Origin of the sequence: Pantoea sp. Tr-811, assembly GCF_011752535.1 — a bacterium.
GTDB lineage: Bacteria > Pseudomonadota > Gammaproteobacteria > Pseudomonadales > Pseudomonadaceae > Aquipseudomonas.
In genome coordinates, this window is sequence record NZ_VWXJ01000002.1 from 419,475 (window position 1) to 434,868 (window position 15,394).

At 65.9% G+C, this 15,394-nt stretch carries 12 protein-coding genes; 5 read left to right on the forward strand and 7 right to left on the reverse strand.

What is annotated here, in order from left to right; genetic code table 11:
• Positions 1 to 41: 41 nt before the first annotated feature.
• Both ilvD and F3J44_RS04415 read left to right on the forward strand, forming a co-directional pair.
• On the forward strand, positions 42 to 1,883 hold the full coding sequence (gene ilvD, locus F3J44_RS04410; protein ID WP_167064803.1) for a dihydroxy-acid dehydratase: 1,842 nt from the start codon (positions 42 to 44) through the stop codon (positions 1,881 to 1,883).
• A gap of 308 nt (positions 1,884 to 2,191) precedes the next feature.
• On the forward strand, positions 2,192 to 3,583 hold the full coding sequence (locus tag F3J44_RS04415; RefSeq protein ID WP_167270812.1) for an L-cystine transporter: 1,392 nt from the start codon (positions 2,192 to 2,194) through the stop codon (positions 3,581 to 3,583).
• A gap of 122 nt (positions 3,584 to 3,705) precedes the next feature.
• Here the strand turns inward: F3J44_RS04415 and F3J44_RS04420 are convergent, their stop codons facing one another.
• Positions 3,706 to 4,221: a dihydrofolate reductase gene (locus F3J44_RS04420; RefSeq protein ID WP_167270814.1), complete on the reverse strand. Its 516-nt coding sequence runs from the start codon at positions 4,219 to 4,221 to the stop codon at positions 3,706 to 3,708.
• Positions 4,222 to 4,286: 65 nt separating this feature from the next.
• On the opposite strand from F3J44_RS04420, the gene F3J44_RS04425 reads away from it, so the two are divergent.
• On the forward strand, positions 4,287 to 5,666 hold the full coding sequence (locus F3J44_RS04425) for a DUF2868 domain-containing protein (RefSeq protein WP_205299670.1): 1,380 nt from the start codon (positions 4,287 to 4,289) through the stop codon (positions 5,664 to 5,666).
• Positions 5,659 to 7,023 (forward strand): GTPase/DUF3482 domain-containing protein, encoded by a 1,365-nt coding sequence (locus F3J44_RS04430; protein WP_167064817.1) that lies wholly within the window; start codon positions 5,659 to 5,661, stop codon positions 7,021 to 7,023. The genes F3J44_RS04425 and F3J44_RS04430 overlap by 8 nt, the downstream gene beginning before the upstream one ends.
• 80 nt (positions 7,024 to 7,103) lie before the next feature.
• On the opposite strand, the gene F3J44_RS04435 is transcribed toward F3J44_RS04430, so the two are convergent.
• The 6 genes from F3J44_RS04435 to F3J44_RS04460 form a co-directional block, all read right to left on the reverse strand.
• Positions 7,104 to 7,652, reverse strand: coding sequence for a phosphonate degradation HD-domain oxygenase (locus F3J44_RS04435; RefSeq protein WP_167270818.1), 549 nt, complete (start codon positions 7,650 to 7,652; stop codon positions 7,104 to 7,106).
• Between the two features lie 127 nt (positions 7,653 to 7,779).
• On the reverse strand, positions 7,780 to 8,805 hold the full coding sequence (locus F3J44_RS04440; RefSeq protein WP_167270820.1) for a putative 2-aminoethylphosphonate ABC transporter substrate-binding protein: 1,026 nt from the start codon (positions 8,803 to 8,805) through the stop codon (positions 7,780 to 7,782).
• 30 nt (positions 8,806 to 8,835) lie between these two features.
• On the reverse strand, positions 8,836 to 10,548 hold the full coding sequence (locus F3J44_RS04445) for a putative 2-aminoethylphosphonate ABC transporter permease subunit (RefSeq protein ID WP_205299671.1): 1,713 nt from the start codon (positions 10,546 to 10,548) through the stop codon (positions 8,836 to 8,838).
• Positions 10,549 to 10,561: 13 nt separating this feature from the next.
• Entirely contained in the window at positions 10,562 to 11,620 is a 1,059-nt protein-coding gene (locus tag F3J44_RS04450; protein ID WP_167064830.1) for a putative 2-aminoethylphosphonate ABC transporter ATP-binding protein, read from the reverse strand.
• Between the two features lie 156 nt (positions 11,621 to 11,776).
• Entirely contained in the window at positions 11,777 to 12,640 is an 864-nt protein-coding gene (locus F3J44_RS04455; RefSeq protein ID WP_167064833.1) for a LysR family transcriptional regulator, read from the reverse strand.
• Positions 12,641 to 12,649: 9 nt separating this feature from the next.
• Positions 12,650 to 14,863, reverse strand: coding sequence for a heavy metal translocating P-type ATPase (locus F3J44_RS04460; RefSeq protein WP_167270824.1), 2,214 nt, complete (start codon positions 14,861 to 14,863; stop codon positions 12,650 to 12,652).
• Between the two features lie 84 nt (positions 14,864 to 14,947).
• Here F3J44_RS04460 and cadR point away from each other — a divergent pair, with 84 nt between their 5' ends.
• On the forward strand, positions 14,948 to 15,391 hold the full coding sequence (gene cadR / locus F3J44_RS04465; protein WP_167064839.1) for a cadmium resistance transcriptional regulator CadR: 444 nt from the start codon (positions 14,948 to 14,950) through the stop codon (positions 15,389 to 15,391).
• Positions 15,392 to 15,394: the final 3 nt, after the last annotated feature.

Below are 15,394 nucleotides of genomic sequence, written 5' to 3' on the forward strand. Positions count from 1 at the left end.
CTCCCCATTCTGTGACCTGATTAAGCCGCCAGGAGTGTTTCATGCCTGATTATCGTTCCAAGACGTCCACCCAAGGCCGCAACATGGCCGGCGCCCGTGCCCTGTGGCGCGCCACCGGGATGAAGGACGAAGACTTCAAGAAACCGATCATCGCCATCGCCAACTCGTTCACCCAGTTCGTCCCAGGCCACGTGCACCTGAAGGACCTGGGCCAGCTGGTCGCCCGCGAGATCGAACGTGCCGGTGGCGTGGCCAAGGAATTCAACACCATCGCGGTCGATGACGGCATCGCCATGGGCCACGACGGCATGCTGTACTCGCTGCCAAGCCGCGAGATCATCGCCGACGCCGTGGAGTACATGGTCAACGCCCACTGCGCCGACGCCATCGTGTGCATTTCCAACTGCGACAAGATCACCCCCGGCATGCTGATGGCCGCCCTGCGCCTGAACATCCCGGTGATCTTCGTGTCCGGCGGCCCGATGGAAGCTGGCAAGACCAAGCTGGCCAGCCATGGCCTGGACCTGGTCGACGCCATGGTGATCGCCGCCGACTCCACCGCCAGCGACGAGAAAGTCGCCGAGTACGAGCGCAGCGCCTGCCCGACCTGTGGTTCGTGCTCCGGCATGTTCACCGCCAACTCGATGAACTGCCTGACCGAAGCCCTGGGCCTGGCCCTGCCGGGCAACGGTTCGACCCTGGCCACCCACGCCGACCGCGAGCAGCTGTTCCTCACTGCCGGGCGCACCATCGTCGAGCTGTGCAAGCGCTACTACCAGGACAACGACGAGTCCGTTCTGCCGCGCAGCATCGCCAACTTCAAGGCGTTCGAAAACGCCATGATGCTGGACATCGCCATGGGCGGTTCGACCAACACCATCCTGCACCTGCTGGCCGCGGCCCAGGAAGGCGAGGTGGCGTTCGACCTGCGCGACATCGACCGCCTGTCGCGCAAGGTGCCGCAGCTGTGCAAGGTGGCGCCGAACATCCAGAAGTACCACATGGAAGACGTGCACCGCGCCGGCGGCATCTTCAGCATTCTCGGCTCGCTGGCCCGCGGCGGCCTGCTGCACACCGACCTGCCCACCGTGCACAGCCGCAGCATGGAAGAAGCCATCGCCAAGTGGGACATTACCCAGACCGATGACGAAGCCGTGCACACCTTCTTCAAGGCAGGCCCGGCCGGCATCCCGACGCAAACCGCGTTCAGCCAGTCGACCCGCTGGGAAACCCTCGACGACGACCGTGAGAACGGCTGCATCCGCAGCTTCGAACACGCCTACTCGCAAGAGGGCGGCCTGGCCGTGCTGTACGGCAACATCGCCCTGGACGGCTGCGTGGTGAAGACCGCCGGCGTCGACGAGTCGATCCATGTGTTCGAAGGCACCGCGAAGATCTTCGAAAGCCAGGACAGCGCCGTGCGCGGCATCCTCGCCGACGAAGTGAAGGCCGGCGACATCGTGATCATCCGTTACGAAGGCCCGAAAGGTGGCCCGGGCATGCAGGAAATGCTGTACCCGACCTCCTACCTGAAATCCAAGGGCCTGGGCAAGGCGTGCGCCCTGCTCACCGACGGCCGCTTCTCAGGTGGCACCTCGGGCCTGTCGATCGGCCACGCCTCGCCGGAAGCCGCTGCTGGCGGCGCCATCGGCCTGGTGCGCGACGGCGACAAGGTACTGATCGACATCCCGAACCGGTCGATCAACCTGCTGGTCAGCGATGAAGAGCTGGCCGAGCGCCGCGTGGAGCAGGACAAGAAAGGCTGGAAGCCGGCCGAAGTCCGCCCACGCAAGGTGACCACCGCGCTGAAGGCCTATGCCCTGCTGGCAACCAGTGCCGACAAGGGTGCTGTGCGTAACAAGGCAATGCTTGAAGGGCTGTAAGGCTCTGACCGCGTAAAAAAGAACCGGCGCCATGGCGCCGGTTTTTTTATGCCCGCCCTCCCTAAATCTGGTAGGAGCGAGCGCAGCTCGCGATGCGCCGCAACGCGGCGCTTATCCAACCGCGGTGAAATTTACCGCCGCATCGCGAGCTGCGCTCGCTCCTACCGGGCCTCCTGTGGCCACATATTCCATTTAAAACTAAGCAAATTACTTTTAGGTATAAATTCGTTTCTTTTCGGGCTGTTAGCATTTCTGTTCGCAATCGCTCACCAGAGGCGATGCCTCTTCTGCTTTTTCCTGGAGCTTCAATGAACCTGCCGCTGTCCCTCAACCTGCTGGCGTTCCTGGCCCTGTTGCTAGGCCTGGCACAAACTGGCCGCACCGACTGGAGCCTGGCCAAGAAGGTGTTGCTTGGCCTGGCCATGGGCGTGCTGTTCGGCCTGGCGCTGCACACGATCTACGGCGCCGGCCACCCGGTGCTCAAGGCCACCATCGGCTGGCTCGACCTGGTCGGCAACGGCTACGTCGGCCTGTTGCAGATGATCGTGATGCCGCTGATCTTCGCCTCGATCCTCAGCGCCGTGGCACGCCTGCACAACGCCTCGTCGCTGGGCCGCATCAGCGTGCTGAGCATCGGCACCCTGCTGCTGACCACCGCCATCGCGGCGCTGATCGGCATCGTGCTCACCAACCTGTTTGGCCTGAGCGCCGAGGGCCTGGTGGCCGGTGCCCAGGAAAACGCGCGCATGCAGGTTATCCACAGCGACTACGCGGGCAAGGTCGCCGACCTCAATATCCCGCAGTTGCTGCTGTCGTTCATCCCCAGCAACCCAGTAGGTGACCTGGCACGGGCCAAGCCCACCTCGATCATCAGCGTGGTGATCTTCGCCGTGTTCGTTGGCCTGGCCGCCCTGCAATTGATGAAGGACGATGCCGAGAAGGGCCAGCGCGCCCTGTCGGCCATCGACACCCTGCAGGCCTGGGTGATGCGCCTGGTGCGCGTGGTGATGAAGCTCACCCCGTATGGCGTGCTGGCGCTGATGACCAAGGTGGTGGCCAGCTCGAACCTGGAAGACATCCTCAAGCTGGGCAGCTTCGTGGTGGTGTCGTACCTGGGCCTGGCGTTGATGTTCGTGGTTCACGGCATCATCCTCGCCACGACGGGCGTCAGCCCGCTGCGCTTCCTGCGCAAGGTGTGGCCGGTGCTGACCTTTGCCTTCACCAGCCGCTCCAGCGCGGCCAGCATTCCGCTGAACATCGAAGCGCAAACCCGCCGCCTGGGCGTGCCGCAGTCGATTGCCAGCTTCAGTGCCTCGTTCGGCACCACCATCGGCCAGAACGGCTGCGCCGGGCTCTACCCAGCCATGCTGGCGGTGATGGTGGCGCCAGCGGTGGGCATCGACACCTTCGACCCACTGTGGATCGCGACCCTGGTGGCCATCGTCACCTTGAGTTCGGCAGGGGTTGCCGGGGTGGGCGGTGGTGCGACGTTCGCTGCACTGATCGTGCTGCCGGCCATGGGCTTGCCGGTCGAACTGGTGGCGTTGCTGATTTCGGTGGAGCCGTTGATCGACATGGGTCGCACGGCGTTGAACGTGAATGGCTCGATGACCGCCGGTGTGGTGACCAGCCAGTTGTTGAAAGAGACTGACAAGGATGTGCTAGCCGGCGATGAGCATGCCGAGCTGAGCCATACCTGATAGAAATGGGGCCGCTTTGCGGCCCATCGCGACCTCTGGTCGCTCCTACCTGGGAATGAACCGCTTAGCCGTCGTAGGAGCGACCAAAGGTCGCGATGGGCTGCAAAGCAGCCCCTTCGATCTCAAACCCTATCCCAAACCTCAAAGTGATAAGCCGGCTTGCCTTCCTCAGCCTGCGCCTCACTCGACACCCGCTGCCACTGGCCCTCATCGAACTCGGGGAACCACGCATCCCCCTCTGGCGCCAGCTCCACCCGGGTCAGGTACATCCGGCTCACCAGCCCCTTTTCCAGCGCCTGCCCATAAAGCTGCGCCCCGCCAATCAGCATCAGCTCACCAACGCCCTGCTCCCGCGCCCATTGCTCGGCCCGGGCAAGCGCCGCTTCGAGCGAGGTGAACACCTCGGCCCCGGCCAGTTCCAGCCCGGCCTGCCGGCTGACCACGATGTTCAACCGCCCAGGCAATGGCCGGCCCAGCGAGTCCCAGGTCTTGCGCCCCATGATGATCGGCTTGCCCAGGGTGGTGGCCTTGAAATACTTGAAGTCCCCCGGCAGGTGCCAGGGCATGGTGTTGTCGATGCCGATTACGCGGTTCTCGGCGTGAGCCGCGATCAGGCTGAGGGGAAGTGATGTATTCATGCCAGCGAGGATAGCACCGGGCGTGTGGGTTATGCTTGGCCCTGAACCGTGCAATGGAAGACCTTGTGACTGCACCCACCCCCCTGGACAAGCGCTGGCTCACCGAAGCGGTACGCCTGCGCGAGGAACATGCAGGCCTGCTGGACGACCAGGAGGCCAACCGCCACGCCCGCCAGCAGGGCGGCGACCTGGCTACACGCATTGAAACCCGCGCGCTGTTCCTGGCCGAGCGCGATGGCATCACCGGCGCCCTGCGCCACTGGAAGCAAGGCGCCCGCCTGGCCCTGCTGGCCTTGATGCTGGTCGCCGTGTTCAGCGGCGCCGGCCTTGGGTTGGCGGCCCTCGGCGACGGCCAGCGCCCGGTCAATGTGTTCTGGGCCCTGGGCAGCCTGCTGGGGCTGAACCTGCTGATGCTGCTGGGCTGGGCCGTGGGCTTCACCCTGAGCGGCGAACACGGCGCCAGCCTGGGCCGGCTGTGGCTGTGGCTCAGCGAACGCTTCGCCCGTGATGCCAAGGCCGCGCACCTGGCCCCGGCGCTGCTGGTGCTGCTGCAGCGCCAGCGCCTCACCCGCTGGCTGCTCGGCGCGCTGGTGCATGGCCTGTGGCTGCTGGCGATGCTGGCGGCCCTGGCGATGCTGCTCACGCTGCTCGCCACCCGGCGCTACGGGTTCGTCTGGGAAACCACCCTGCTGGCCGCCGACCCGTTCATCCACCTGACCCAGGCGCTTGGCGCGCTGCCTTCGCTGCTCGGTTTCGCCGTGCCGGACGAGGCCATGATCCGCGCCAGCGGCGACACCCTTCCCGCCCTCGACATTGCCCGCCAGGCCTGGGCCAGTTGGCTGCTCGGTGTGGTGCTGATATACGGCCTGCTGCCTCGCCTGCTGCTGGCCGGGCTATGCCTGTGGCGCTGGCGCCAGGGGCGCGCCCACCTGGCGCTGGACCTCAGCCTGCCCGGGTTTGCCCCGTTGCGTGATGCGCTGATGCCCCGCAGCGAGCGCATCGGCGTACAGGATGCGGCCCCCGACGCCCTGCCGCAGTACCAGGCAGGCCAGCTGGAAAGCGGCAGCAGCGGCGCCTTACTGGTAGGCCTGGAACTGGACGATCAACGCCCATGGCCGCCAGCCCTGCCAGCAACGGTGACAGACGCCGGCGTGCTCGACAGCCGCGAGTCACGCAACCGGCTGCTTGAACAGCTCAGCCGCTTCCCCCCGGCACGCCTGGCAATTGCCTGCGACCCACGGCGCTCGCCCGACCGCGGTAGCCTGGCGTTGCTGGCCGAGCTTGCACGCAATGCCGGGGCCACCCGTGTCTGGTTGCTGCAGGCGGCCCCGGGCGAGGCCCTGGACAGCCATCGCCTGGGCGACTGGCACGACGCCCTCGACCGCCTCGGCCTGCCCCATGCCAGCACCTCACCCCTGACCTGGCTGGAGCATGGCCATGACTGAGCCACTGAAACTGGCCGTGGTCGGCCATACCAACGTTGGCAAAACCTCGCTGCTGCGCACGCTCACCCGGGACGTCGGCTTCGGTGAGGTGTCCCACCGCCCCAGCACCACCCGCCATGTCGAAGGTGCGCGCTTGTCGGTGGACGGCGAGCCGCTGCTGGAGCTGTATGACACCCCCGGCCTGGAAGATGCCATCGCCCTGCTCGACTACCTCGAACGCCTGGAGCGCCCCGGCGAACGGCTGGACGGCCCCGCCCGGCTCGAACGCTTTCTGCAGGGCAGCGAAGCGCGCCAGCGCTTCGAGCAGGAAGCCAAAGTGTTGCGCCAGCTGCTGGCCAGCAACGCCGGCTTGTACGTGATCGATGCCCGCGAACCGGTGCTGGCCAAGTACCGCGACGAACTGCAAGTGCTGGCCAGTTGCGGCAAACCACTGCTGCCGGTGCTCAATTTCGTCGCCAGCAGCCAGCACCGCGAGCCGCAATGGCGTGAAGCCCTTGCCCGGCTTGGGCTTCACGCGCTGGTGCGGTTCGACAGCGTGGCGCCGCCGGAAGATGGCGAACGCCGGCTGTACGAGACCTTGGCCCTGTTGCTGGAGGACGCCCGCCCGGCCTTGCAGCGGCTGATCGACGACCAGCAGGCCCAACGCCTGGCCCGCCGGCACAGCGGCAAGCGGCTGATCGCCGAACTGCTGCTGGACTGCGCCGCCTGCCGGCGCAGTGTCGAAGCCGAGCCGGCCGCCGAAGCCAAGGCCATCGAGGCCTTGCGCCAGGACGTGCGCCAGCGTGAGCAACGCTGTGTGGAAGCGCTGCTCAAGCTGTACGGTTTTCGCCGCGAGGATGCCAATGCCGGGGACCTGCCGCTGCTGGACGGGCGCTGGGGGGATGACCTGTTCAACCCTGAAACGCTGAAATTGCTCGGCGTGCGGCTGGGGAGCGGCGTGGCCGCGGGTGCCGCCGCCGGTGCCGGGGTCGATTTGCTGGTGGGTGGGCTCACGCTGGGCGCGGCCGCGTTGGCAGGCGCGATTGCCGGTGGTGCGCTGCAAACCGCGCGCAACTATGGGGCGCGCTTGATGGGCAAGCTCAAAGGCCAGCGCGAGCTGACCGTGGATGACACGGTGCTGCGGCTACTGGCGTTGCGTCAGCAGCAGTTGATGGTGGCGCTGGAGGCGCGCGGGCATGCGGCGCAGGACAGCATTCGGCTGGCGGCGGTGGATGAAAAAGCGTGGCGCGAGGGCAAGCTGCCCGAGGCCTTGGGCAAGGCCCGGGCGCACCCGCAGTGGTCGACGCTCAACCCTGGGGCGAAGGTGAATCAGGCCGAGCGGCAGGAACAGCTTGAGGCGTTGGTGTTGCAGATTTGATTCAGCAGGTTCGGCCCTTTCGCGGGGCAAGCCCGCTCCTACAGATCCCCTACCCCGCGAAAGGGCCGGCACAGGCAACCTCAAAGCAGGCCCAAAGCCTTCTTCCTCAGCACCCCCAAATCCACCAACGGCACCCCTACCTCCTTGGCCATCTCATCCCACTCACGCATCCGCAGGCTCACCGCAAACAGCGGATCCCCTTCGAATGCATCCGCTTCGGCCTCGCTCATCACCCCGCCCTGGTACCCCAGGGTCCGCCGGCTGGCCTCGCTCAGCCGGTCGTAGTACCCCGGCTGGCGCAAGGTCAGGTAGCGCTTGGCTTCCACGTGGTACTGCACCAGCCGCGCCATGCGCTCGCCGAAGCCACAACGGCGCAGGTACTCGGCACCGATGCGCTCGTGGCTGGCCACACCATAACCGCCCATGCTGGCGTCACCACCGCACAGGTGGCCAATGTCGTGGAAGAAAGCCGCCAGCACCACTTCGTCGTCGTAACCCTCGGCCATGGCCAACTGCGCAGCCTGGGACATGTGTTCGAGCTGGGTGATGGCTTCGCCGATGTAGTCGTCACTGCCGTGGCGCTCATACAGGGCGAAGGTGGTGTCGATGATTTGCGTTGGGGTGGGCATCGGAATCTTGTCCTGGCTTTAGAGCGTGGCGGCCCCTTCGCGGGGCAAGCCCGCTCCTACAAGCGACGGCGCACGGTTGTAGGAGCGGGCTTGCCCCGCGAAGGGGCCAAACCTGCCCAATGCAATTCTACTGCTGGGCAACTTTCTCCGACTTGCCGTCATAGCGCTTGCGCCATTCCGTCAGGATCTGGTCGCGGTTCTTCGAAGCCCAGGCAAAGTCGTTCTTGATCAGGCGCTGCTCATAGTCCGCCGGCAGCTCGGTCTGTGGCTTGGCAATGCCCGGTGCGGCCAGCACGGCGAAGTTATCCTTGTACAACTCCATGGCCGCCGGGCTTGCCGAGAAGTCAGCCAGGCGCTTGGCCGCATCGGCCTTGGGCGAGCCCTTTATCACTGCAGTGGCCTCGATCTCCCAGCCCAGGCCTTCCTTCGGCAGCACGATATCCAGCGGCGCACCCTGGCGCTTGAGCTGCACCGCCGGGTACTCGAAGGAAATACCGATCGGGAACTCACCCGCCGCCGCCAGCTTGCACGGTTTGGAACCGGAGTGAACGTACTGGCCGATGTTCTGGTGCAGCGCATCCATGTAGGCCCAGCCCTGCGGCTCGCCATAGGTCTGCAACCAGGCGCTCACGTCAAGGAAGCCGGTGCCCGAAGAAGCCGGGTTGGGCATGACGATCTTGCCCTTGTACTCCGGCTTGGTCAGGTCCTGCCAGCTCACGGGCTTGCTCAAACCCTGCTTCTCGGCTTCGACGGTGTTGAAGCAGATGGTCGCGGCCCACACGTCCATGCCCACCCAGGCAGGCGGGCTGGCGGCGTCACGGTAGTTGGCGGAGATCTTGCCCAGGTCTTTCGGCGCGTAGGCTTCGAGCATGCCGTTCTGGTCGAGGATGGCCAGGCTGGAAGCGGCCAGGCCCCACACCGCGTCGGCCTGCGGGCGGTCTTTCTCGGCCAGCAGCTTGGCGGTGATAATGCCGGTGGAATCACGCACCCACTTGATCTCGATGTCCGGGTTGGCCTTCTCGAAGGCCTGCTTGTAGCTCTTGAGCTGTTCGGCTTCCAGGGCGGTGTAGACGGTCAGCTGGGTAGCGGCGGCCGACGCCTGCAGGCTGAAGACGGCGGATACGGCAGCGGCAAGTGCAAGGGGCTTGAACATGATGCGGTTCCTATCAGTGTGGGCAGTCGGTCAATGGCTGGGCGCGCGCTGGCGCCAGGCCTGGGAGCGGCGCAGCAGGCCGCGGGAAGCGCCAGCCAGCAGCAGGGAAGCCGCCGCGCTGGTCAACAGGATCAGGGTCGACATGGCGGCAGCGCCGCCGACGTTGCCGGCATCGTCCATGTTCAGCACGGCGACGGCGGCAAGGATGGTGTCGGGGCTGTAGAGGAAGATCGCCGCCGACACGGTGGTCATCGCGGACACGAACAGGTAGCGGATGATGTCCAGTAGCGCCGGCAGGCAGATCGGCACGGTCACCCGCACGAAATGCTTGTACAGCGGCGCCTTGAGCGACAGCGCGGCGGCCTCGAACTCGCCGTCGAGCTGGCGCAGGGCGGTGGCGGCGGTCATCTGCGCGGTGGTCAGGTAGTGGGCGATGGTGCACAGCACCAGCAGCGCCATGCTGCCGTAGAACACGTGCAGCGGGTTGTCGCCCAGGTTGAAGAAGAACACGTAGCCCAGGCCCAGCACCAAGCCTGGCACCGCCATGGGGATGAAGCTGAGCAAGCGCAAGGCTTGGTTAAGCAGGCGCTGACCCTGGGTTTTCTCCATCAGGTAGGCACCGGTGAAAATCACGAGGCTGCCGATCAAGGCGGTACACAGGGCCATGGTGACGCTGTTGCGGTAGGCCAGCCAGCCGCCACCGGCGGTGTCGTCGAACAGGTAGTGCTTGAACGACAGGGTCAGGTTGTAGGGCCAGAAGGTCACCAAGGATGAGTACACCGCCATGCCGATCACCGCCAGCAAGGCCGCGCACACCAGCAGCACGATGGCCAGGAAGCAGGCATCGCGGGCCCGCGACGGTTTGGGCTCGAACACTTGCGCACGGCCACTCATGGCCTCGCCCTGGCGCCGGCGCAGCCAGGCATCGACGCCGAAGCTGAGCAATGCCGGCACCAGCAACACCATGCCGATCAGTGCGCCACGGCCGAACTGCTGCTGGCCGACCACCGCCTTGTAGGCTTCCAGCGCCAGCACCTGGTAGTCGCCGCCCACCACCACGGGCACGCCGAAGTCGGTGATGGTCAGGGTGAACACCAGGCAGAACGCAGCGAACACCGCCTGGCGCGTGGCCGGCCAGGTGATGCTGCAGAACGCGCGCCAAGGGCCTGCGCCCATGCTCGATGCGGCATCGAACAGCCGTGCATCGGCCAGCGACAGGGCCGACAGCAGGATCATCAGCGCATGGGGGAAGGTGTAGATGGCTTCACCCAGCACAATGCCCCAGAAGCCGTAGATGTTGTCGTGGATCAGGCTGCGCAGCAGGCCTTGGTTGCCGAACAGGTACACCAGGGCGATGGCCGGCAGCATCGACGGCGCCAGCAGCGGTAGCAGCGAGATGCCCCGCCACAGGCCTTTGGCCGGAATCAGGGTGCGTTGCAAGGCGTAGGCAAACAGGTAGGCCAGCGGCACCACGATCGCCGCCACGCTGAAGGCCACCGCCAGGCTGTTGCCCAGCAACCAGCGGAAGTTGTCGCTGGCGAACAGTTCCCGGGCGGCCAGCACACCGCCCCCCTGGCCGGCTTCACCACTGAAGCCTTTCCAGAAAATCGCCAGCAGCGGCATCACCACCGCCAGCATCAGAAGGGCCAGCAACAGGCTCTTGCCACCGACGACGAACAGGCGATCACCCAAGGCGACGTCGCTGCGTCGCGCGTGCCTGGCTTGGGGCAGTGGCAGGGACATTGGCGCGGCCATCTCAGGCAAACACCTGCAGGCTCTGCGGCGGCAGGGCCACCCAGATATCCTGCGAGCCCAGGCGCGGCATGGCTTCGGGCGCAAGTTCAGCGAGCAGTGCGTGGCCCGGCAGGGCCTTGAGCTCGAAGCTCATGCGGCAGCGGTTGCCGAGAAAGGTGATTTCGCGGACCTTGGCCGGGAACAGGTTTTCCTCATGCACCACCGGGTTGACGGTGATCGCCTCCGGGCGGCAGAACAGCCGGCCACTGTTGGCCGGGCCTGCATTGGCGGCCAGGCGCATGTTCATGCCCCCCACTTGGGCGTGGCTGTCGCCGTTGCGCTGGAACGGCAGCCAGTTGCCCTGGCCGACGAATTCGGCAACGAATGGCGTGGCCGGCTGGTCGTAGATTTCCTGCGGGGTCGCGTACTGCTCGACCTGGCCGTTGTTCATTACCGCGATGCGGTCGGCCATGAGCATGGCCTCGTCCTGGTTGTGGGTGACCATCAAGGTGGTGATGCCAAGCTGGCGCTGCAGCTGGCGCAACTCGGTGCACAGGTGCTCGCGCACGCGGGCGTCGAGTGCCGACATCGGTTCGTCCAGTAGCAGCAGCGAAGGCGCCGGGGCCAGCGCACGGGCCAGGGCCACCCGTTGCTGCTGGCCGCCGGAGAGCTGGCCGGGGTATTTCTTCTCGCTGCCGGCCAGGCCCACCAGTTCGAGCATGTCGGCCACGCGCTGGCGGCTTTCGTCGCGGCTGCTGCCGGTCAGGCCGTAGGCGATGTTGGCCTCGACGGTGAGGTTGGGGAACAGCGCGTAGGATTGGAACAGGATGCCGTAGTCACGGGCCTGGGGCGGCAATTCGGAGATGTCGCGTTCGCCGATGTACAGCGCCCCGCGGTCCTGGCGTTCGAGGCCGGCGATGCAGCGCAGCAGGGTGGTCTTGCCGCAGCCGGACGGGCCGAGCAGGCAGACCAGCTCGCCGGCGGCGATGTCCAGGGACACGTCGTTGAGCGCCGTGAAGGCACCGAAACGCTTGTGGATACCGCGCACTTTCATCTGTGCGCCCGGGGTGGCGTGGTTCATGGCAAGGCCTCATCGAACAAGTGAGGCCATGCTAGGAAGGCTGTGCGAAGGTTCTGTGGCGTTTGGGCAAAAGCCGGCGATAGTGGTATAGGCAGATTTTGTAGTGGCCCGCCGGGTGCACGCATTCCCCGGTAGGTCGCGCCTACCAGGGAAGTGTCATACCCCTATGACTTCCTGGGCCACACCCAGGAAGGCCGCTGGCAAGCGGGCCTGGCGCCGCTCTTTCAGGCAATACAGGTACTCATGCATCACTGGCGCCTGCTCCAGCGCCAGCACCCGCAGCTCGGGATTGTGCGGCACCTCGTGGCGGGCAATCACGCTGATGCCGATATTGCGCAGCACCGCCTCGCGGATCGACTCACGGCTACCGATCTCCAGCAATGCGCCGGCCTTCACCCCGGCATCCTGCATCATCTGCTCGGTGAGCTTGCGGGTGGTCGACCCTTTCTCGCGCATCAGCAGGCAATGCCCCGCCACCACGTCGATGGCCACCTGCTGGCGGTGGGCCAAGGGGTGATTACGGTGCACAGCCACCACCAGTGGGTCGCTGCCAAGCACCCGCCGCACCAGCCGTGCATCCTCCACCAACTGCGACGACGCGGCGATGTCCACCCGGTAATCTTCGAGCATTTCCAGCACCTGCTGCGAGTTGCCGATCTCCACCGCCACCTCCACCTGAGGCAGGCGTTCGCGGAAGATTTTCACCAGGTCGAGGATGTAGTACGGCGCGGTGGCAGCGATGCGCAGGCTGCCCTGGGCCTGGCCGCTGTTGCGCAGTTCGAACTCGATGTCGGCCTCTTGCTGCAGCAGCGCCTTGACCATCGGCAACAGGCGCACGCCCTCCTCGCTCAGCACCAGGCGCCGGCCGCCACGGTAGAACAGCTCCACTGCGTACTGGCTTTCCAGGTTGCGAATCTGCGTGGTGACGGTGGGCTGGCTGAGCCCGAGCTTCTTCGCCGCCAGGGTGATGCTGCCCAGGCGGGCCACCATGTAGAAGGCTTTGAGCTCGGCACTGAGCATGGAAATACCTCATTTGCGCAGCAGGCGCAGGCCATTGAACACCACCAGCAGGCTAACGCCCATGTCGGCGAACACCGCCATCCACAGGGTGGCCATGCCGGCAAAGGTGATCGCCAGGAACACGGCCTTGATACCCAGCGCCAGAACGATGTTCTGCACAAGGATGGCCGCACTTTGGCGCGACAGCCTGACGAACGCCGGGATTTTGCGCAAGTCGTCATCCATCAAGGCCACGTCGGCAGTCTCGATGGCGGTGTCGGTGCCGGCTGCGGCCATGGCAAAGCCGATCTCGGCGCGGGCCAGGGCCGGCGCATCGTTGATGCCGTCGCCCACCATCCCCACCCGATGCCCTTGGGCGTACAGCTGCTCGATGCTGCGCAGCTTGTCGGCCGGCAGCAGGTTGCCCTCGGCGCGGTCGATGCCCACCTGGGCGGCGATAGCCTGTGCGGTGTGCGGGTTGTCGCCGGTGAGCATGACGGTCTTGATACCCAGCGCGTGCAGTTCGGCGATGGCCTGGCGGCTGCTGTCCTTCAGCGTGTCGGCCACGGCGAACAGCGCCAGCGGGCCGGAGCGGTCGAGCAGCAGCACCACGGTCTTGCCCTGGCGCTCCAGGGTATCGAGCTGTGCTTCCAACGCCGGCGAGCACAGGCCCAGCTCTTCGACCAGGCGGTGATTGCCCAGGTGGTAGGTTTCACCGTCGATATCGCCCCGCACACCACGGCCAGCCAGTGCAGCGAAATCGCTGACTTCGCTGAGCGGCAGGCCGCTCGCCTTGGCGAACTGGGCAATGGCGCCCGACACCGGGTGGTCGGAACGGTTGGCCAGGCTTGCCGCCAAGGCCTGGGCGCGCTGCTCGAACAGCGGGTCGAGCACTTTCGCGTCGGTTTGCACGGGTTTGCCGTGGGTGAGGGTGCCGGTCTTGTCCAAGGCCAGGAAGTCCAGCTTGCGGCCACCTTCCAGGTACACGCCACCCTTGATCAGGATACCCTTGCGCGCCGCTGCAGCCAGGCCGCTGACGATGGTCACCGGGGTGGAAATCACCAGGGCGCAGGGGCAGGCAACCACCAGCAGCACCAGCGCGCGGTATACCCAGTCGAACCAGCCACCTGCCATGAACAGCGGCGGGATGATCGCCACCACCAGGGCCAGGGCAAACACGGCCGGGGTGTAGATGCGCGAGAACTGGTCGACGAAACGCTGGGTCGGCGCCCGTGCGCCCTGGGCCTCTTCCACGGCCTTGATGATGCGCGCCAGGGTCGACTGCCCCGCCGCTGCGCTCACGCGGTACTCCAAGGCACCGGCCTGGTTGATGGTGCCGGCGAACACTTTGTCGCCAGTGGCTTTCTCCACGGGCAGGCTTTCGCCGGTGATCGCTGCCTGATCGACGCTGGATTGCCCACTGACCACCTCGCCGTCCAGGCCGATGCGCTCGCCTGGGCGCACCCGCACCAGGGCACCGATGGCCACTTCACGCACGCCCACTTCGCGCCACTGGCCATCGGCCTGCTGCACCGTGGCCATGTCCGGTGCCAGCTGCATCAGCCCGCCAATGGCATTGCGTGCGCGGTCCAGCGAACGGGCCTCGATCAGTTCGGCCAGGGTGAACAGCACCATCACCATGGCTGCTTCCGGCCATTGGCCGATCAGCACGGCGCCGGTCACGGCGATGCTCATCAGCGCGTTGATGTTGAGGTTGCGGTTTTTCAGGGCGATCCAGCCCTTCTTGTAGGTGCCCAGGCCACAGCCGAGGATCGCCGCCAGGGCCAACACCGCCACCAGCCACTCGGGCGCCCGCCCGCTGAAGTGCGCCACTTCGGCGCCAATTGCGGCAACACCGGCCAAGGCCAGCGGCCACCAGCGGGCCTTGTGCGGCTGCACTGCGCGGGCAGCCCCGTCATCCTCGGCGGCCAGCGGCTCGGCCTTCATGCCCAGGCTGTCGATGGCCCGCTCGATCTCGGCGGTGCCGGCCAGGGTATGGCGCACGCCAAGGATGCGGTTGATCAGGTTGAACTCCAGCTGCTCGATACCTGCCAGCTTGCCCAGCTTGTCCTGGATCAGGGTTTGTTCGGTGGGGCAGTCCATGGCGTCGATGCGAAACCGGCTGAGCTGGGCGTGGCTGCTGGCCTTCTCGCTCAGTTGCACCTTGGCAGGCGCAGCGGCGGCGCCACAGCAGCTGTGGGCGTGGTGGTCGTGCTTGTGGGGGTGGCTGACAGGCTGGTTCATGGGGTCATCCTTAAATTGAGCCTGTTGCCAAGTGAACACCCTGTAGCCACTATAGGGTCAAGCCACTTGCTGGAGATTTCGCCCATGAAGATCGGAGAACTGGCAAAAGCCACCGATTGCGCCGTGGAAACCATTCGCTACTACGAGCGTGAACAACTGCTGCCTGAACCGGCGCGCACCGAGGGCAACTATCGCCAATACACCCAGGCCCATGTGGAGCGGCTGACCTTCATCCGCAACTGCCGCACCCTGGACATGACCCTGGACGAGATCCGCAGCCTGCTGCGCCTGCGCGACAGCCCCGATGGCTCATGCGGCAGCGTCAATGCGCTGATCGATGAGCATATCGAGCATGTGCAGGCGAGGATCGATGGCTTGATGGCGTTGCAGGCGCAGCTGGTGGAGCTACGTCAGCGCTGCAATGCCCAGGGGAGTGAGTGTGCGATTTTGCAGCAATTGGAGGTGAATGGGGCGGTATCGGTGCCGGATACCGAGCATTCACATGTGGGGCGCAGTCATGGGCATTGAACC